The organism is Phycisphaeraceae bacterium, assembly GCA_020851465.1.
Classification (GTDB): domain Bacteria; phylum Planctomycetota; class Phycisphaerae; order Phycisphaerales; family Phycisphaeraceae; genus JADZCR01.
Window position 1 is genome coordinate 325,241 of record JADZCR010000003.1, and the last position, 19,262, is coordinate 344,502.

13 protein-coding genes and 1 tRNA gene are annotated in these 19,262 nt (G+C 56.2%); 1 reads left to right on the plus strand and 13 read right to left on the minus strand.

The annotated features are described in order from the left end of the window. Positions 1-40 precede the first annotated feature (40 nt). From IT444_04660 to IT444_04705, 10 genes are all read right to left on the minus strand, one after another. Positions 41-126, minus strand: a tRNA-Leu gene (locus IT444_04660). 146 nt (positions 127-272) lie between these two features. After that, positions 273-1,781, minus strand: a complete 1,509-nt coding sequence (locus tag IT444_04665) for a DEAD/DEAH box helicase (protein MCC7192057.1) — start codon at positions 1,779-1,781, stop codon at positions 273-275. 262 nt (positions 1,782-2,043) lie between these two features. Then, positions 2,044-3,276, minus strand: coding sequence for an MFS transporter (locus IT444_04670; GenBank protein ID MCC7192058.1), 1,233 nt, complete (start codon positions 3,274-3,276; stop codon positions 2,044-2,046). Between the two features lie 64 nt (positions 3,277-3,340). Then, positions 3,341-4,981 (minus strand): hypothetical protein, encoded by a 1,641-nt coding sequence (locus IT444_04675; GenBank protein MCC7192059.1) that lies wholly within the window; start codon positions 4,979-4,981, stop codon positions 3,341-3,343. Positions 4,982-5,129: 148 nt separating this feature from the next. After that, positions 5,130-6,947 carry a SpoIIE family protein phosphatase gene (locus IT444_04680; protein ID MCC7192060.1) on the minus strand — a complete coding sequence of 606 codons (1,818 nt, stop codon included), beginning with the start codon at positions 6,945-6,947 and terminating at the stop codon, positions 5,130-5,132. A 34-nt stretch (positions 6,948-6,981) separates the two neighbouring features. Continuing rightward, positions 6,982-8,748, minus strand: coding sequence for a hypothetical protein (locus tag IT444_04685; protein MCC7192061.1), 1,767 nt, complete (start codon positions 8,746-8,748; stop codon positions 6,982-6,984). A gap of 136 nt (positions 8,749-8,884) precedes the next feature. Continuing rightward, positions 8,885-9,349 (minus strand): transcription elongation factor GreA, encoded by a 465-nt coding sequence (locus IT444_04690; GenBank protein ID MCC7192062.1) that lies wholly within the window; start codon positions 9,347-9,349, stop codon positions 8,885-8,887. Positions 9,350-9,479: 130 nt separating this feature from the next. Next, positions 9,480-10,358, minus strand: coding sequence for a hypothetical protein (locus tag IT444_04695; GenBank protein MCC7192063.1), 879 nt, complete (start codon positions 10,356-10,358; stop codon positions 9,480-9,482). A gap of 2 nt (positions 10,359-10,360) precedes the next feature. Continuing rightward, on the minus strand, positions 10,361-11,305 hold the full coding sequence (locus IT444_04700; GenBank protein MCC7192064.1) for a hypothetical protein: 945 nt from the start codon (positions 11,303-11,305) through the stop codon (positions 10,361-10,363). Positions 11,306-11,520: 215 nt separating this feature from the next. Further along, positions 11,521-11,892, minus strand: a complete 372-nt coding sequence (locus IT444_04705; protein MCC7192065.1) for a 6-carboxytetrahydropterin synthase — start codon at positions 11,890-11,892, stop codon at positions 11,521-11,523. Between the two features lie 109 nt (positions 11,893-12,001). Between IT444_04705 and dnaK the strand changes: the two genes are divergently transcribed. Continuing rightward, complete coding sequence (dnaK, locus tag IT444_04710) at positions 12,002-13,837, plus strand: molecular chaperone DnaK (GenBank protein MCC7192066.1); 1,836 nt, start codon at positions 12,002-12,004, stop codon at positions 13,835-13,837. A gap of 74 nt (positions 13,838-13,911) precedes the next feature. Here the strand turns inward: dnaK and IT444_04715 are convergent, their stop codons facing one another. Genes IT444_04715 through IT444_04725 form a run of 3 tightly spaced genes read right to left on the minus strand, consistent with a single transcriptional unit; the run spans position 13,912 to position 19,144 of the window. Then, positions 13,912-15,966 carry a hypothetical protein gene (locus IT444_04715; GenBank protein ID MCC7192067.1) on the minus strand — a complete coding sequence of 685 codons (2,055 nt, stop codon included), beginning with the start codon at positions 15,964-15,966 and terminating at the stop codon, positions 13,912-13,914. Next, entirely contained in the window at positions 15,963-17,072 is a 1,110-nt protein-coding gene (locus IT444_04720) for a trypsin-like peptidase domain-containing protein (protein MCC7192068.1), read from the minus strand. Before IT444_04720 ends, IT444_04715 begins: the two co-directional genes overlap by 4 nt. Beyond that, positions 17,069-19,144, minus strand: coding sequence for a VCBS repeat-containing protein (locus tag IT444_04725; protein MCC7192069.1), 2,076 nt, complete (start codon positions 19,142-19,144; stop codon positions 17,069-17,071). Before IT444_04725 ends, IT444_04720 begins: the two co-directional genes overlap by 4 nt. Positions 19,145-19,262: the final 118 nt, after the last annotated feature.

Genomic DNA, 19,262 nt, shown 5'->3' on the forward strand with positions numbered 1-19,262 from the left:
AGACGGGAAAGGTTGATGCAGTCGAGGGGAAGTATTGAAATGCCCGGGACAGGAGTCGAACCTGCAAGGGATTTTACTCCCACCAGCACCTCAAGCTGGCGTGTCTGCCAATTTCACCACCCGGGCGGGGTTGTGGGACGCGGATTATAGCCAAGCCGTTTTTATGCCGCCAGCGGTCGAAGCATTCGCCTCATCATCTCACCGCATTTCCTTGCGTTTTCTCGTTCCAGCATGAATCGCTAAACGTCCCCAGAGGATGTGAGTCGGATCACTCACCAGTGCCGTCGGCGTTGACCACGACTTTGTGTGTGGTCACCGCTGCCCGAACGAGGGCTGCGATGCTGTCCTCCACGAGTATTTTGCCGCTGACCACCGCGACCGGACGTGCTGCCTCCTGAATGCGGGTGCTGATGTCGCGGTGTCACACCTTCAGCGCGAAGCGTCGCCTCATGCTCAGCACGCGACGGGTATGGAGGATGATCGTTCCGCACAGGTATCGGGATGCGGGTCAGCTTCTCTATATCCTTCAGGTACGGTTTTTCTTCGTGATCGCAGAACGCGATCGCAGCACCTTCCGCACCGGCACGGGCTGTCCGACCGATGCGATGGACATATGTCTCGGGAACATTCGGCAAGTCGTAGTTGATGACATGCGAGATTTCATCGATATCAATGCCTCGTGACGCGATGTCACTGGCGATAAGCACCGGAATACGCCCGGAACGGAACCCCTCCATCGCGCGGAGCCGCTGTGATTGCGACTTGTTACCGTGGATCGCCGCCGCTTGAATCCCAGCCTGATATAGCTTCCGCACAACGCGATCAGCACCGTGTTTGGTACGAGTAAACACCAGCGCGCGGGTGAATGAGGTGTTCAAAAGAAGATGCGTTAAAAGGTACGGCTTATTTCGCTTGTCCACGAAATAGACCGATTGATCGATGCGATCAGCTGTCGCGGAGACCGCTGCGACCTGCACGCTCACCGGATCGCGCAGCAGCGTCGCAGCCAGTTGTCGTATATCTGCCGGCATCGTTGCGGAAAAGAGCAGCGTCTGCGGGTGCGGCGTGCGGGGAAGCAGCGCAGCGACTTTGCGGATGTCGTGAATGAAACCCATGTCAAGCATGCGATCAGCTTCATCAAGCACAAAGACTTCGATATGGCGGAGGTCAATGTGCTGCTGATTCACCAGGTCAAGCAATCTTCCAGGGGTCGCCACGAGGATGTCGATGCCCTCGCGTACCGCGCGGGTCTGAGGGTTTTGGTTGACACCGCCAAAAATTACCGCGTGACGCAACGAAGTATGCCTGCCATAGGCGCGGAAGCTGTCGCCGATCTGTGCGGCAAGCTCACGGGTGGGAGCCAGAATCAGGGCACGAATATGGCGGCCATGATCCCGCGAAGACGGGCTGTGCGCTGACCTGCCATAAGCGAGGTGAGACGTCGCTTGTGGATACGAACGATCCGGCGAAGCCGTCCTGCCGCGGAAGGAGTGACTCTGCGGCTGCACCCGCCTGCTGCCGTGTCTGTTCGAATCCTCACTTGTCGGCAATGCGTCTGTTGTTGATGGCGAGGGGTTGTGCCTCTTTTGCGATAAGCGATCGAGGATCGGCAGTGCGAATGCGGCTGTTTTGCCCGTGCCGGTCTGTGCGATGCCGAGAATATCTTTCCCCGCCAGAACGTGCGGAATAGCCTGTGCCTGAATCGGCGTAGGCGTGGTGTAGCCCTCGGTCGCCAGTGCGCGAAGAAGAGGCTCTGAAAGCCTGAGATCGTTGAAGTTCACAGCCATTTCCAAAAAGCCGGCTCACCGCCATCGGGGTGCAGCCGGGATTGCCGTTTCCAGAGTTTCCGGAGTTTGCGGCGAAAGCCCGGAGAGAATCCGGTCGCCCAGACGAATTGCCGGACGCACGCCGCGTCCTGCTAAGCCATCGATCCAGGCTGGTCCAATGGCTCAAGTCCAGAGGATACGGTCCCATGATAGACGAAAGTATCCATCACAACGAATCGAACCAGCGGCATTCGTCCGGTCGGTACAGAACGACTCGTCATCTGGAACCTCCCGGCAGCGCTCCGAAACGACGTACCTCCGGCCAGATTGCCGCAGTCGCAATGACCACGATCAAGGTGCCGATCCCACCCGTGACGACCGCAGCCGTGGCTCCGCGTTCCGTACCCATTCCAAGACTTGTGATGAAGTACCAGGCGGCAAAGCCCGACTCAAAATCGCCCAGTTCGTTCGACAAGCCAATGAACAGGCTGTTCACCGCGGACACCCGGCCGCGCATTTCATCAGGCGTCATCATTTGCACCAGTGTGTGACGGATCACGACGCTGATGTTGTCGAAAACACCTGTGAGCATGAGCATCAGCAGCGAAAGCCAGTACCAGCGGGAAAATCCGAAGACGATCGTCGCTGCACCAAAACCGGCAACCGCCCAGAGCAGAGCCTTACCGGCACTTTTCATCGGCGGGCGACGAGCGATATACAGACCCATTACCAGTGCACCGATGGCTGGTGCCGCCCGCATCCACCCAAAGCCGACCTTACCCACATTTAGAATATCTTTGGCATAGATGGGCAAAAGCGCAATGGCTGCACCGAACAGCACAGCGAATAAATCAAGCGTGATCGCAGCAAGAACGATCTTCGTCTTCCAGACAAACTTCGTTCCGGCGACCAGCGACTCCATGGACATCGCTGCGGACTTACCAACAAATGGCCGAGGTTTAATCGCCAGAATCGCGTAGAAAAGAAACATGATCGCGCAGAAATCGAGCACGTAAACGATCGTCGTACTTTTTGCCAGCGCGATCAGCGCACCCGCAAGAGAAGGCCCCGCCACACTCGAAATCTGCCAACCCGCACTGCTCCAGGTCACCGCATTACTGAAATCTTCTCGCGGGACCAGTTGCGGCATGAAGGATTGTCGAGCCGGTGACTGGAACGCACGACCGATTCCGCTGCAGAACAGACAGGCATAAATCATCCACACCGGCCATTGGAAATGCGAGACCATCGCCAGTGAGAGCGTCGCCAGCCCCAGAAACAACTCAGCCGTCAGCAATACACGCCGGCGGTCGTGATGATCGGCGACGTGCCCCGCGGGTAGTGTCAATGCAAAGACCGGCACCACTTGCACGAGACCCACCAGTCCCAGTGACAGCGCGCTGCCGGTAAGGTTATAGAGGTCCCATGCGACAGCCGTGGTCTGCATATTCAGACCGATATTTGCGATGACCGTACCGGCCAGATACAGCCGGTAGTCGCGCCAGCGCATAGCGGCGTACGGGTCGTGCTTTACCTCTTTGCCCGAACCAGATTGATCAGAAGACTCCCCCACCTTAGCGCACGCCCTCGCTGACCGGCTCGAGCTTCACATCATCGATCAGCACCGTCGCGCCGGCGGGGACTTCGATCTGTGCATCCAGTGTCGCTGTGGGGATATTCATGGTTTTGATTTCACATTCAATCCGCGTCCACTGATCCGTCACGCTGAACGTCTTGTGATTGTCCGCAGGCAATCCGCCGTCAAACCGAAGCGTGATCGCACAGGGCTTGTCCGACTTGACCCATGCGGTAAACCGATGAGTCTGATCTGCTGCGAAATAGAGCGGATAGAGTCTGTTCTTTCCCGTTGACAGCTTGTACGACTGCTTGCCCGCCTTCGCGTCGGTGCTGGGCACGATGTTCATGAAAGCGTGCCGCCTCGACCAATCCACGCCGTCTTCTTCAAAATCACCCCACATCGATGCGCCGTTGTACGTCAATTCACCTCCCGACGGCGGCTTGACGATGCGAAGAATCGGCGTCGAACTGCGGAAGTGGTCGCTGTCAACCACCGCGCCGCTGATCAGATACGGACGACTCGACGGCGGCAGGACGACGCTCGCCGTGTTGCCTTCGATCTGCGCCGGCAAGGTCAGCCAATACCGTGAGAGCCAATTGCCTTCGTCTCCCGGACTGAGAATCAAGTCTGCCGATACCACCTTGCGTGTACCTTTGAATGTCCAAGTCGCGACCTGACCGCCATCGCGCTCCTCGATATTGATAGGTGACACCTCACAAAAGGCGGGAGCACCTTTGAGGTAAATATCAAGAAACACAAAGACCTGCTCGTCTCCCTCAGAGGGCAGACCGTGTGCCCAGTTTGGAAAGAGCGTCAGATGCTTTGGACCCGCAGCTGCTGCGTAACTCTTCATCACAGACGGCATCCAGTAAAACATGTCAGCGGTGCCTGTGAACCACCCGATTGGTGTTTTTCGATGCGCCAATCGCGGCCCTGGATCAAGCGTAGCCATCCACTGCTTGACTGCTTCCTGGCTGGGAAAGCCCTGCTTGCCCGGATAACCCCACCATGCGTTACCCAGATCAAGGAACCCGCAGCCGAACATTGCCGAGCCAACCTTTAGCCGTGGATCGATGCCGACCATCAAAGTTGTATAAAACCCTCCCCACGAACTGCCGCACATGCCGATCTTGTTTCGATCTACTTCCGGCCGTGATTCGAGATAGCTCACCGCCTTAAGCATCGCTACCGCCCCGTGATAAATCGGCGCGGTCCTGGGATCATTAGCGGAGGAGAGACCGCTATTGATCAGATAGCCGCCTGTCGAACGATACCCCTTGATAGGGAAATCAATGCACAGTGCTGCATATCCTCGCTTGGCGCCGAGGATCGGAAAATAGTCGCTCGCTTGAGCCAGCCCTCCCTGATTCCAGATAAACGCAGGCAGAGCTTTTGCGCCTTTGGGATATGCAAATATCCCGAAAATATCGACGCTGGTTGAGCCATCCATTTCAGAATGGAACTGCACCTCTTCCACCATCACGCCGTCTTTTTCGTAAGGCCCTTTGAGCACCTTGGCATTGAGCGGCGTGGAAGTAATAGCGTTGAGATCAAAGACCGGATCCTTGAAATCCTCAGCCTGTGCTAAGGACGCGATCAGACACAAGGCAACCAACGCGAACAATATCCATCTCATGAGTAGCTCCATACCCGAAGAATGGGCTGGATCATCATAGAAACCAGCAGCCCGACGAGAAATTCCTGACGGTTTGAAGATCAAAGCGCATAACCGCATTGGTGCGAACCGGCGGGGTATTCCACCTAATCTTCAACAGGATGCGTCGTTATGACCTTGGGTTGACTTTTACCGCAACGATCGTGGTGTCATCAATCGCCGGTTTTAGTCCGATGAAACGGCGCATTTCCCAAAGCAGGTGATTGACTGCCTCCTGAGCTGGCGCTTTTTCAGTATCGCGCATCGCCTTGAGGATTCGCGTCCTGCCGAATTTTTCATTGTTGAAGTTCTGCGCGTCTGTCAGACCATCTGTGTAAAAGAGCAGGAAGTCACCCGGTTCAAGCTGAACGATGCTCTTTTCGTAAGTCTGCTCTCTGTCAATACCGACAACCGTACCGCCGACATCGAGTCGTGTGAATCGACCATCGCGCAAAAGCAACGGCGGCTCGTGGCCGGCATTGCAATAGGTCATTCTTCGCGTAGAAGGATCGAGGACACCATAAAAGAGCGTGGCAAACTCATCGCTGCGGGTGTCGCGGGAAAGGGAGATGTTCACGCGCGAAATAATTTCGTCGATGTCATACACATCCTGCGCATACGCCCGCAGACTCGCCCGCACACTGGCCATCAGCAGACTGGCAGCGATACCCTTGCCCACTACATCGCACACTGCCACACCCAGATGACCGTCGAGGTCTATGAAGTCATAGAAGTCCCCGCCGAGTTCAAAACTTGGTACATACCGGGCGCCGATATCAAATGCCTTGATCTGAGGCATCGTTCCCGGAAGCATCCGGCGCTGTACGTCCGCCGCCAATCGCACCTGCCTCTGCACTTTCTCGCCCTCCTGACGAGCCACCGCCAGGCGAGCGCTTTCGATAGCAGTCGCGGTGATCTGTGAAATCGACTGGAGCAGATTGATGTCGAAGCGTCCGAATTTCTGTTTGGTCGCACTGTAAATCTGGAAAAGTCCGATCGGCCTGCTGTGATAAATAATTCCCGATACCAGAAACGAGACGAGTCCCTCACGTTCGGCATCTTCGGGATAGATCACGCGCGGGTCCGTCGTCATGTCTTCCACATACACAACTTCACCAGCGAATGCGCTTCGAGCAATCGCGGCACTGTCGGCATGGACCGGACCTTTGTTCAAGTAACCCTCCGACAGTCCGTACACCGCTTTGATGGCCAGCTCGCGTGTTTCCTCGTTCAGCAGTCGAATAGTCGCTGCTTTGGCACCGAGCACCTGAGCCGCGGTGAGGACGGCTGTATCCAGAATCTGCTGTACATCACGAGCTCCAGCGAGCAGAGCACTGAGCTTGTTAATTGCTGCCAGTTCACCCACACGTTCACGGAGCTGGTGCTCCTGATAGCAGAGCCTCGCAAGGTGATTGGCTAAAAGAAAAATCGCCTGTACCGCAGCCGCCCGTGGAGGAGCGAATACATGCTCTGCCGCATCGAGCATGCTGCCAACCTTTTCAGTCGGTACACCAAATGTCGTCAATAAGTTGACAAGCTTTTGTCGATTAACCGTCGCGTCTGATCGCTCCGCCCGGCTCTCGATACGTACCGAGCCTAATTCCTGCCCTTCTACAACGATCGGTGCTGCAATAGGCTCATTCGAGTCAACGATTTTTGATCCCGTGGTCGATTCGCTTGCCGAATGAGTGCGCACCGGCTCACCCGATTGAGTCGGAACTGTCAGCGGTTTTCCCGTTGGATCAACGATCTCCGTCTTCAACCCGGTCAGGGCAGTAAAACTGTCCTGCAATTCCTGAAGCGTCTTGAGATCAAGAAAATGAACCAGTGTCAGCCGTGTAACCGGGCATGACGCACCCACCGCTGTCGGGTCGGATGTCAAGGACACCGGCGCTGCCGGCACTGCGCTGGCCGGAGTATTCGTTGTAGTCGAAGACGTAGGGGTCACTTCATCAATCCGGAGGACAGGGAAATCTATCGCATCATGGCTTTGGAGTCGGCTGAGTTGTCGCACCCGTATCAGTGCTGGTCCACACTCGACGTAATACCAGAATCAACGGATCAAGTGGTGCGGCGGCCTGAGCCTTGTCCAGACCGTACTCCACCAGAGTCGGCTGATCGAGCTGAAATCCCAGATACGCGAGCAGGATCGCCACATCACCCTGCTGCGGATACTTGAGCATTGGCTCGATCTGTGCCCGCACCCAACTGAGCCGCGCACGACTGGGCAACAGCTTAGCGTCATAACGGACGCCGACGAGTTCGGGGTGCATTTCGAGGTGACGCCGAAGGTTGAATGCCGCCGTACGGATCAACCCCGCGCCAGCCTGGGCGTGGATCAACCCTGATACCGCCAACGGCTGATTCATATTGAGATCAATCACTTCACGGAAATAATTTTCCGCATCGAGATACTTGCCTGATCCCAGTGCAATCTCGCCCGCTCGCATCGTCTTGCTGATCCGATCTTCACGGGTGCCGGAGAATCGAGTCAGTTTCTCATCCGTCTTGAGCGAATCGAGAAACTTCGCCATGGCGATATCAACTTTCGCACGATTCGGATCAGGAGCGTCCGTCTGCTGTCCTCCGTTCATTTTTGCGGCATCAGACGGCAGCAGTCCATACGCCTGCTTGACTGCTGCTTCACGGTCTGCTTTCGCTTTGGCTGCATCGTTGGGCAGCGGGTCGGCAAGAGCTTCCTCGTCTTCAGCGCTTGGTTTAACAGCCGGTTTACCAGCTTTGGGGGTTCCGCTGCGCAACCGGGCCAGGAGATCCAGGTACGGGTCTTCTCCGGGTTTTACCTGAGAAGATTTGATTGGCTCGAATATTGCCGCCTGAACATCCTGAATTCGCTTCTCTGTCGTTAACGAACCATCAGCCGTCATCCGTCCAGGCTGGATCATGTTTTGAATCTGCTCACCGATCAGCAGCGATGGCTTCCAGTTGCGCTGAGTGGTACGGTTATTTTCCGCTGAGGTGCCGCCCGAACCGCGATCCGTCAATGATGTTGAAGTCGAGTAAGCCGGCATTGCGGTTATTTGATTGGAGGATGCGGCCTTATCGCCGTCGGATGATCCCGCGGATGATGTCCCAACATTTGATTCCTCCAACGGATTGGCAAGCGTGTTTGGAGAAGTCAGCGGAATCTTGCGTACACCAAGGAATGGCGTTGCGCTGACCTCAAGTAATTTCCCATCCGGTTGACGGATCACACCCAGCCGGGGAGTACCCGCCGCATTCTGTGCGGCCAGCAGCGCGTTGCTATACGCGATGTTGGACTGATACGACCCTGTAAACGGCTGAATCAGTCCTGGTCCGCTGTTGTTCAATACCTGGCCGGAAGTCGTTCCAGCGGTGTAGCGGTAGATCGGTACAACTCCGCCTGCGTAAGGTTGGCCGGCATTAATGCTCGGCAATCCCGGCGACCAACTCTGTGCCCGAAAACGAAAGAGGGAGTCATCCGAGGAAGAACCCCGGAACTCACCCGGCGCGGTGTACCCGACGCGACCGTGGAAATATCCCAGTCCGGTCACATTGCCGGTGATGAGGTTATTTCGTGCTGCGTAATCGATCTGTTGCTGAGGAGCGTTGATACCTCCGGTTCCCACCTGAAGGTTGCGATCAAGCAGGCGTCCGTCTCCGGCACCGTTAGGGTTCTGCCCTGCGGGTACTTGTGCCGACGAAATGCTGCCCAAAGTCAGCATGAGGCAATAGGCCGCGGTGTGTATCGTTCGGGTTGCCGTTTTCATGGGATCCACCTGCATTATTCTAGGGAACCCTTAGCTGTAGAGATATATGCGGTTCGCTGCTGCCAAATAACAAGCATTCCGCACTGAGCGGGAAGCTGCCTCGTTCACCAATCTGAACTCCCCCATAAAAGATCGATCAAAGTATCTCGACAACTTCAAATCGACGGGTTCCGCGGGGTAGGTCCACCTTGACCACATCGCCGATGCGGGCTTTAAGCAGTGCTTCACCCATGGGGCTGGATACCGTGACTTCAATTTCGTCACTGTCGAACTTCCCGGTCGCCTCCCCTACGAGTTTGTAAAGATCCTCGCTTCCCGTGGAGGCGTCTTTGAGCTTTACCGTCGCACCAAGAAAAACCATGTCCTGCGGCACAGCGGAAGTATCCGCTACCTTTGCAGTTCGGAGACGTTCTTCGAGTCGGCGGATTTCCGCTTCGTTGAGGCCCTGATCTTCGCGGGCGGCGTGATAGTCGGCATTTTCCTTCAGATCACCCAAAGCACGGGCTTCGGCGATGCGCTTGCTCAGCACGGGTCGCTTGGCCTTGAGATCTTCGAGCTTGGACTCAAGCTGCTGTTTTTCTTCCGCGGTGATGAACTCCATATCAATACTCCTCAAGCGCGCATGGCCGAGATGTCCGACCATCACAGCACCAAATTGAAAGCTTAGCCGGTTAATCCGAGCAAACCAAATGCGGAACTCAAAGATGGAGCAGCGCGAGACTCGTGCACGCTCACCTTACTAATTCCGCAGTCAGATTTTCGCGTATCCGCCCGGAGATCAGGATCGCGCCCAGCCAGGCAACCACGGCCCCCAATGCGACAGCGATGATCTGAAATCGCCAGGGATCCGGCTGCCAGAGTACCGGCGACGTGGACAGACCCCAGATAGCTTGAATCGGGCTGACGTGCATCTGCCACGCCACGTTGATCTGAGCACGACGCATCAGAACCATCACCGTCGGTTCCGCAAACATCAGCAGCACACACAGCAGCATCGCCAGCGCGCGGTATGTGCCTTGACGTGCCAAACTTCCCACCGCAATGATCGCAGCAACCAGCAGACTCCACGCCGCAATCGCCGCATCGAGCCAGATTGACTGCACAATCGACCAACCAGCCGATAGACGCAGAGGCCAGATGACTGCTTGAAAGACGATCATTAGTGCAAGCCAATCAGCAAGAGCTAGTCCTGGACCACTCAGAAGTCGCTGTGATGGATAACGACGGAGCATTGCCGGCCCGCCGAGGGGTGCGACTTCCGCGCTGTTTCTTCCGCCGACCGCCAGTTCCTGACTTAACCGAATCACCGGCCAGAGAAGCATCAAGCCGATCAGGCTCGCAAATATCATCCATCGTGCAGCGGGTACGGGAGATTCGATTAGAAGCGTTGATGACCAACTGCCCAGCAGCCAGATGCACCAACCCAGCACAAGGCCTCGTGAGGCTAGATCATGGAAAGATGAGTATTGAGCTCGGATACTCTGGCCGTCTTGCTCATCGCTTACAAAATGTTCCGATGCAGGAACAGACTCGGACGCTGAATGAGGTTGCAGCGCATCAAATGCCGTGGTGTCGGCATCATCGGACTGAGGATGGGGTGATCCGTTCACTTCTACCAATGGTAGCCAACGGGAATATCCGGTTCTTCACCTTCGGGCTGATGGATAAAGACCGCTGCGCCATAAACATCAACCGTTTTTCCACCCGCATCGATCAATCCTTGCCGCTTGTAAACGGTCGTAAGCCACTCTTTTTTTGTTTCGGCTTCGGGTTCGATCGGTTTTTCCTGACCCGGCGGCAGGCCCCAGCGAACCATCCCATTGCGCGTCTTTAACACAAGACGAATGCGGCCGCGCTGGTCGCGTCCGCTTACATCAAAGGCACGAATCTGTGAAAGATACGGCTCACCCTGAAGAAGCTGCACAAGGCTCAGACCCGCCTTGAGGTCCTCTCCCGGCCAGTGATAGCCTTCACGCTGTGGCGGGCTGCTGACTCCGACAATCGTGGGCAGACCGATTTGCTGTGCCTGACCAGTTTTATACAGTCCCGGAAGGCGGACCCCCTCCGCATCCACGAGTCGGCAGCCATCGTCCGTCTCGACCATTGCGATCGGCTCACGGTACTGCGCCCACACGTGAATCTTGCCGTCGGTAAATCGCTGAACTCGCGCGACACGCCTTACCCACGGATTGGAATTCAACGCCATCGCAGCTTTATCAAGACTCGCATGATCCAGCGGATCGCCAGTGACGTGCGCAGCAACGATGGCGGCCAAATCCTGACTGAGTTTGGCACTGAGCCATCGCGGTTTATCAGCAAGAACCACGTCCTTGATACCAATATTGCGCATTTGATGTTCTTTGACGTACCCGGTCAGCGAGGCTTCGGCTTTGCGCCAGCCCGCCCAGCCGCCGAGTACCAATGCCATCAATGCCAATATCTGAAGGGCCGCCAGTGTGCGGCGTGGATCCCACCCTTTGACAGGTTTGGCTGTCTTGGCGGTCTTCCTTGTTTTTCTCTTTGTCTGGCCGGATTTACCGGACAAAAACCAACCCATGACCTGCTCCCTCACAGCTTGACGGATGCTACGGTTTCGACTTTATCGGCCAACAGGATGCCAAAACGCCAAATCTTCTCAATCGGTTATCGGGCGTCCTGGAACGAGATACACGCGCAGCGATCACGCCGACATCTATGCACGAGTCGATTCAAGGCAGTCCGTGAAATAGGTTGAAATGCACGAATCGGCGGATGTTCGCAATGGGATTCCGTTCAAGGTCTCCATGTGGCGAAACATCCCGGTGCCTCGCCAACACGCACGCTCACCAAGCTGACACCTTTGGGTAGTGTCCTTGCTACTTCCGTAGCAAACCACCAGGCTACTCGCTCAGCCGTGGGATTAACCTTGCAGTCAACAAATGGCTCGACCTCGTTGAGATGACGATTATGGATGCACGCGATCAGGCCGTCGATCGTCTTTTCCAATATGTGAAAATCCATCACCGTCTCGATGGTGTCAAGCTGGTGCGACTGCACCGTGACCTCTACCGGCCAGTTATGGCCATGAATCGGTTCCAGCGAGCCATCGGGCAGGCGGATCGCATGGGCGGCGGCAAAGGTCTTGGCAATCGTGATCTCATACATATTTGGCTCACAGGTTGGAGTCGGCGGAGTGTTCACCTAGACTTTCACGTGATGAACGGCACAACGCAAATCCATACACAACATTCTTCCGGAGAAGGATACGTACTCCGTGTCTAACGACCCCATTATCGGCATCGACCTGGGCACGACCAACAGCCTCGTCGCATGGTGCGACGAAACCGGCCCCCGCATCATCCCTGACGAGCAGGGGCGCCGCATGTTGCGCAGCGTCGTCCGATTCAACCCTCGGACTGCTGCGGTCGAAGCGGTAGGCGAGGAAGCTCGGTTACACGCGGTGGAGTTCCCCCACCAAACTGTTTTCAGCATCAAGCGACTGATGGGGAGAGGCCTCGATGACGTGCGTGAGGATCTGGCTGCCCTCCCCTATGAAGTGGCTGCGGGCGAGCACAACACCGCACGAGTCAAAATCGGAGAAAAACTACTCAGCCCGCAGGAAATCAGCGCTGTAACCCTCCGACGGCTGCGAGAGATCGCGGAAAAGCATCTCGGTTGCTCGGTTCGCAAAGCGGTGATCACCGTGCCCGCCTATTTCGATGACGCTCAGCGACAGGCGACGCGCGACGCTGGACGAATTGCCGGCCTCGAAGTGCTGCGCATCGTCAACGAACCGACGGCCGCAGCATTGGCGTACAACCTCGGCCAGCGACATCAAGATGCAACGGTCGCGGTCTTTGACCTTGGCGGCGGGACTTTTGATCTGTCCATCCTGCGGCTACAGCATCTTGATGACGGGGCAGGCTCGGTGGATCAGGTTCTCGCCACCGATGGTGATACACACCTGGGTGGTGATGACGTCGATCGCATGCTCATCGACCTCGTACAGACAGAGCTGCGGGCCAAATACGGCAACCTGACCTTTCCGCCATCAACACTGCAAGCACTGCGAACACTCGCAGAAACCAACAAAGTCCGATTGTCCAATGAACCGCAGACAACTTTCGAGCTCAACCTGGGACAGGGGCGAACACACCAGCGCACGATAACACAGTACGAGTTTGAAAAGATGATCTCCCCGTGGGTTGAGCGTGCGATCAGCAAATGTCGAGATGCATTGCGCAAAGCAAAGCTGACTGTCGAAGATATCGATCGAGTGGTGATGGTTGGTGGCTCGACACGCATTCCGCTGGTGCGAAGGCGCGTTGCGGAATTTTTCCAGACCGAGCCTTACACCGCGCTGAATCCCGATGAAGTTGTCGCGCTGGGTGCCGCGGTGCAGGCGTCAATCATCGCAGGCATTAACCGCGGTGTGTTACTGCTGGATGTGATTCCGCTGTCACTGGGGATCGAAACGATGGGCGGTGCGATGGCCAAGCTCATCACCGCCAACACGACGATTCCCGCGCGAGCGACGGAGATGTTTTCAACTTATGTCGATGGCCAGACGAACGTGAAAATCCATGTGGTTCAGGGAGAACGCGAACTGGTTCAGGATTGCCGTTCGCTGGGCCAGTTCGATCTTCGCGGCATTCCGCCAATGCCTGCCGGGCTTCCGAAAATTGAGGTGACATTCCTCGTCGATGCTAACGGAATTCTGAATGTTTCAGCCGTTGAAAAACGCAGCGAGAAAGCCGCGAGCATCCAGATCGTGCCGAACCACGGTCTGTCACGCGAAGAAGTCGCACGAATGGAAGCACAGAGCGTGCTCCATGCGCGAGAGGATATGACCGCACACCGGCTGATCGATCTACGGCTCCATGCGCAAAATGACATCCGTGCCATTGAGCGGCAACTCAAAAAGGTAGGCGACCAGATTGACGATGCCTACCGCACGGAGATCGAAACCAAAATCGCTGCGGTACGCGGATTCATGGAAGCGGCCAAGCCCGATCCGGACGCTTTCGCCAATGCGCTGACGGCAATGGATCACGCGACAGTACGCTTGGCGGAAATCGCGATCAAGCAAACATTGATCGAAGAAACGTGACGGATTAAACCGCAGCAAGCCGCGCTGCCAACTCGAAAAAACGGAACAAACGGCCGCGATGAGTAACTGGTGAGTTACTTCACCGGGGGCAGTTCCATTGCCGACTGAATCACGAGGCCGTGATCCCCGACGAGAGACTGGGTGACGCTCACACCGGTCATGCCGTCAAGCTCCACATCGCTGGGGATCAGCGCCTTGAACCCCTCAAAGAGAGCTTTCTTCGATTCGCGGCTCGCAGCATTATTGCCGCTATCGAGATCAGGCATCCCGGTTTGCCGCTCGAACTCTCGTGTCATTTCACCGATAAACAATTCACGGAGTACCTTCGAGTAGCGATTCATGTCGTTGATTTGCAACCACAAACCGGGCTTCAGCGGCAGCAGCTCCTTGGCACGACGGAAATAGGCTGCCCCACGCATCGCAGCTTCGCCCTCTGGGGGCGCGCCGAGGGTGTTGAGTGTCGTCTCCACTACGCCGCGACCGATGGACAGAGCGAGAAAACCCTTACCCTTAAAGAGTCCGCCCTCAAAGTTTCCGTTTGGATCAGTCGCACGATAACCGGTGAAGCCCTGTTCTTCGGCTGGCGCAACCGCATCACCCATCATCGGAGCGAATTGACCGATGAGCGCAAAGACACGGTTCCAGATGTCGTCATTCTGCGTGGTCCAGACAAAAGCCATCTTGTTTAGATCAGCAGGCTTAGGCTCCGCGTTCGCCCCGCCTCCACCCGCCTCCGCCGCCTGTAGTTCAGGAAGATACGAAACCAATGAGTGCTGCTGACCAAAGGCAGAGAGCAAGCTGGCCATGTCGGTACCCAACTGCTGACCAACAGATTGTTCGATCTGGTCAAACCCTTGTGAAGCTTCCTGACCGAACTCCTGAATGGAAAGAGTTTTGATCAACGTGTATGCCTTGCCAAGGTCAAAGCTGACGTGTGTATAACCAATCGCAGCAGAGGGAACCCATGCGGGTGGTTCAGCAGGAAGCGGCGGTTGATCCAGCAGTGCCACCAGACCGGGACGTGGCGCGGGTGCTGATGCAAAGACCGAATTGAGCAATTTGTTGTTCTCAAACGAGCTTCGCATGGCTATCGGCCCCAAGTGAGTCACCCCAAAGGTTTGGAGAGCCTTTGCAGCTTTCGGATCCTTTCCCGATTTCTGGAGCCATTGAAAAACGGGCCGCGGATCAAAGAACACATCCATGAGTACCAGACCAGAAGGCAATGAGGTCGCCAATCCGGGAGTCGTCTGAAGGACGTCAAACGCGTTACGAGGATCCTTGGTTTTATGCGCCATAAGGAAGCGGGCGAATACGCCTTTGGCCTCCTCGATGCGGGTAATCGCGGCAAAGTCAACCTTTGCGTCGCCTGCGGCCAACTTTTCTCGTACCTGTTCCTGTGATTGCGGGAAAGTATTGCCGATCAGAAGTCGTCGTCCGTCGCGCACAATCAACAGGTGAGTCTGATCCACAACGATCTTCGGTGCGTTGCGCCGTTTTTCGTCTTGCTCCTTAGTGAAATTTTCCTGCTCCTCAGGCGTCATTTCGTAATAGTTGTCGGGAATGACGGGATGAAAATCCGTGACCACTTCCGGGACGATCAGGTGCATGACCTTGAAACCTGAGAGTTCCGTGTCCAGACGCTTGACAGGGTGAGGCTTGTCTTTATTTTCCTCGACAGCCTGCTCGATCGCTTTAACGACACGCTCCGCCAGATCGCCGCCGGGTTCAACCCACGTCAGACCGACGGACAGCGGAGTCGCTGCACCATCTTGAGGCAGCATGACTAACCCGAAGCCAGCATCGCCCGCGAGGACTTCGTTCCAGTCCTCAGGTTTGAGGTTGTACTTGCCCATGTCTTTGACGAGTTGTTCCCACTCCCCCTCGCTGGAGTCACGTACCAGGGCCATTGCTTTGGCGATTCGTTCCTCACTGAGGCCGACAGCACCGAGCTTGGTGTTTTTACGGAGCGTGTTGAGGAATTCATTGCCGTTTGGCACATGAACAATGGCGATGGTTTCCGCCGGCAGTGCGGTGTGTGACGGAGCCAAGTCGGCCGCAAACGTCGGGGTAGTCAGCACGGCAAGACAGAGCGCGGCAGACAACTTCAAAGGAGAGGTCAACAATTTCATGGCTTGGAATCCTTGGTAGGCGTGGGGTTGTTGCCGGTCTTTGGCGCAGCCTGCGCCGCAGCTTTGGGATCCTTGAAAGGAGGTTCGAGGTACGTCACTCCGTTCTGTGGCTGAGAAGCATCGTACAGGTAACTATCGCGGTGAATCAAGAAGTCCACCAGTTCATTGGATGGAATACCGAATGCCAATCCTTGAAATGAGGTGGCACCGGCACAGACGACGCCGACTACTTCACCCCGCGCGTTAAAGAGCGGACCACCACTATTGCCGGGGTTGATAGACGCATCAGTCTGAAGAAGTCGCAGGTGGCCGATCGTGCGTGTTGTCGAGCTGATGATGCCCTGAGTAACCGATCGCTCCAATCCCAGAGGATTACCCACTGCAAAAACCAGATCGCCTACGTTTACATCGTCTCGATCGTCAATCGTCACCGGCCGGGGAGGATCACCATCCAGCTCGGTCAGATCCATCTGAAGCAGTGCCAGATCGCGCAATGGATGCAGCGCAACGATCCGAACTTTTTTCAGTTCCTTTTTCTGATAGCCCTGCTCTCCGGGTCGAAAGAGCGTCAGCAAGACTTTGGTCTGCCCTTCGACCACATGGTAGTTGGTAACGACGTGTCCCTTGTCAGAGATGACGAAACCGCTTCCCAACCCGATCGGCGTCCGGACCATCACCACCGCGTCGCCATGTCGCTTGACCAGCTCAGAAACTGGTGCCGCTTCGAGCCGCCCGGTGACAAACACGCCCTCGCTGCGCACTTCTTCATCGCTGGCTTTTTTATCCGCCCGCACCAGGTCAAGCACCTGATCGGATGGAATTGTGATTGCCTGCTGCCCCAGATCGAGCACCACACCCTGAGTACTTTCACGAAGCAACGTGGCGGAGACCTTTGCCCCGCCGACGATGGTTACCGTGACTCTTACACCAGCCGGAATCACAGCCGAGGCATCGGCAGCAGGTGCTGGTTGCGTGGCAGGCTGAGCATTGGTGAAACCCGCAAGAGAAAATACCGTAGCGACGGCAAGCGTGTGGATCGGTATGTATCGAGTAATTGATCGACCCTCTCCCTTGCGGATACGAGTAATAACGACTGATTCTTTCATTTAGAGTCCTTGGCTAAGTAGATGATGAGGCGATCCTGACAAAGCATCGCCAGATCGCGCCCGCCATCACCATCCGCATCAAGACCCACTACCGCACGCGGCTCGGCAACCTGTCCTCCACGTCCGCCATCGCCATAGGGGTACGCCTGATTTTCAAATACTGGCCAGGACAGCTCTGATTTCAGTTCCTTATCCGTTCGCACCAGCAGACTCAACTGATGGCGACGATCGTCGGAAAAAATCACATCTTCCTGCCCGTCACCGGTCGCGTCGGTGATGAACATCCGGTGAATCGTCGCCTCACGCACCCCGCTCGGCCGCCCGACACGGCTGTCAATACTGTCGATCAACTTCAACTCCCACGGCTCACCACGAGTCAGACGCAGCACGCGATCATTATCAATGAGCATCATGCCCAGCACGTTATCGGAAAGCAGTGCGGTTCCGCCGGGAAGTTTAATACTCTCGACCACGCGCAGCACTCCGGATTCGTCAGCCCGAAGTCGATGCACGAAACCGCCCCCCTGCTCCAGTGCCCACGCTTCCTTGTCTGATATTGGCACGTAACTGGAGAGACGTTGACCGTCCGTGAGCATGATCTGATCGGTGGGTTGAAGATCATCACCCAGCCACTGAAGCACACCATCGGTCAATCGTGCAAGCCGCAGCTTGCCTGCCTGCGTAATCAATTGAAACTCACCCAGGTCGATCTTCGCTAAATGAGCAGGTTCAGTCGTCACGGTCTTGCCGTCCTTGATGACGGCGAGTTTGGCACCGGTTGAGTAGCTCTGTTGCACGAGCAGACGGTCACCACCCGTCCATAACACACGCTCCGCCTTAGCCCCGACACCAGTGAACCGAGTGGCCTTCGGTTCTTTCTGGCCGGCTTCCCATACATAGAGGTCGAGATTGTCTCCGACTCGCTGCGCCCACCAAGTGGTCGTACCGGTTGTGTCGAGAGCGAGAATGCGTCGATCCACCACATCCGCAGACTGGGGCATTGGCTGCGGATAGGAAAATCGGCCACCCTCCCATTTGCTGATGTGAAGATCCGCGGCATCTTTTGCCCACAGCAGCAATGTGCCGGGTGCGCCCTGCGGTGCTGCCATTCCGCGTACATTGCCGACTATCGGGAAACTCTGCTCATTCAGCCATCCGGTCTCACCCAGTGGCGCGACACGGAGACGCGGCTGCGCAGGATCGACAGCAACGATATTGGGCTTGCCATCGAGAGTAATCCCGGTCCACACTGCTTTGGCCCCTGCTGGCATCGGTAATGCTTCGACCTTTCCCAGCGGATTCACTTTACCCTTACCCATTGCATAACGGCGGACGAGACCTTCCTGTGTTCCGCCGAGCAAGAGAAGCTCCGCGGGTTTTCCTTTAATCGCCAGAGATTCGAGGCCTTGAATAGGCTGATCGAACAAGACCTGTGCAGGTAAAAGTTTTCCGGCGACACACTCATACCATCGCACGGTCTGCTTGTTCACCGGCGACCATTCGACGAGATCAAGGTCACCGTCACCGTCGAGATCGAGCAGTCGCCAGTAAAACCGACCTCGCTGCTCACGAGGCATCATCCATGCTGGTCGGCTACCCGCTTCGAGTAGGAGCGTCTGAACTCCCTGGTCGTAGCTCATCAGCAGCTCAGGCTGACCAGCCGGAGTATTGCGGAACAATAGCGTTTTCTCCCGGCCGCTAATCGTGCCTGCCAGCAAATCCCAAGATTGTGATTTTTTCCAAGCTGTTTTGGCGTTGTCTTTCGCCTCGCTTTTGTAAACCAGCACTCGGTTGGCGGGCATACCAAGAACGATCAACTCCTTCAATTTATCACCGTCAAGATCTTCGGCGATTGCATCCGCAGGCAGGTCGTCCAGTGCTACTTCTTCCTTGGTCCACTCTGGAGCCATGGGTAACTCGTTGACACGATCGGGATCGGGCTTGGCCGGCTGATCGCGTTTACCAACGGGCTGCCAACGGTAGATATCGAGGCGGGATTGGCGCGTGTTGATCACGACCAATTCATCCCGGCCGTCGTTATTCAGATCGGCAGCCAGCACGCGAAAAGGCATGCCTTCCTGGTTAATAACGCGCATCCCCTGCCAGCCGGATAACTGCGCAGAGACAGAGGCGGTCAAGCTAACGCTGATCACGGTAGAGGCAAGAAGTTTCAACAAAGGCAGGCCTTAA

Bases quoted from the DNA above. Each gene is read 5' to 3' on its own strand.
- IT444_04670 (MCC7192058.1), bottom strand. From the start codon at position 3,276: ATGCGCTGGCGCGACTACCGGCTGTATCTGGCCGGTACGGTCATCGCA.
- IT444_04675 (MCC7192059.1), bottom strand. From the start codon at position 4,981: ATGAGATGGATATTGTTCGCGTTGGTTGCCTTGTGTCTGATCGCGTCC.
- IT444_04685 (MCC7192061.1), bottom strand. From the start codon at position 8,748: ATGAAAACGGCAACCCGAACGATACACACCGCGGCCTATTGCCTCATG.
- IT444_04690 (MCC7192062.1), bottom strand. From the start codon at position 9,349: ATGGAGTTCATCACCGCGGAAGAAAAACAGCAGCTTGAGTCCAAGCTC.
- IT444_04700 (MCC7192064.1), bottom strand. From the start codon at position 11,305: ATGGGTTGGTTTTTGTCCGGTAAATCCGGCCAGACAAAGAGAAAAACA.
- IT444_04705 (MCC7192065.1), bottom strand. From the start codon at position 11,892: ATGTATGAGATCACGATTGCCAAGACCTTTGCCGCCGCCCATGCGATC.
- IT444_04715 (MCC7192067.1), bottom strand. From the start codon at position 15,966: ATGAAATTGTTGACCTCTCCTTTGAAGTTGTCTGCCGCGCTCTGTCTT.
- IT444_04720 (MCC7192068.1), bottom strand. From the start codon at position 17,072: ATGAAAGAATCAGTCGTTATTACTCGTATCCGCAAGGGAGAGGGTCGA.
- IT444_04725 (MCC7192069.1), bottom strand. From the start codon at position 19,144: ATGCCTTTTCGCGTGCTGGCTGCCGATCTGAATAACGACGGCCGGGAT.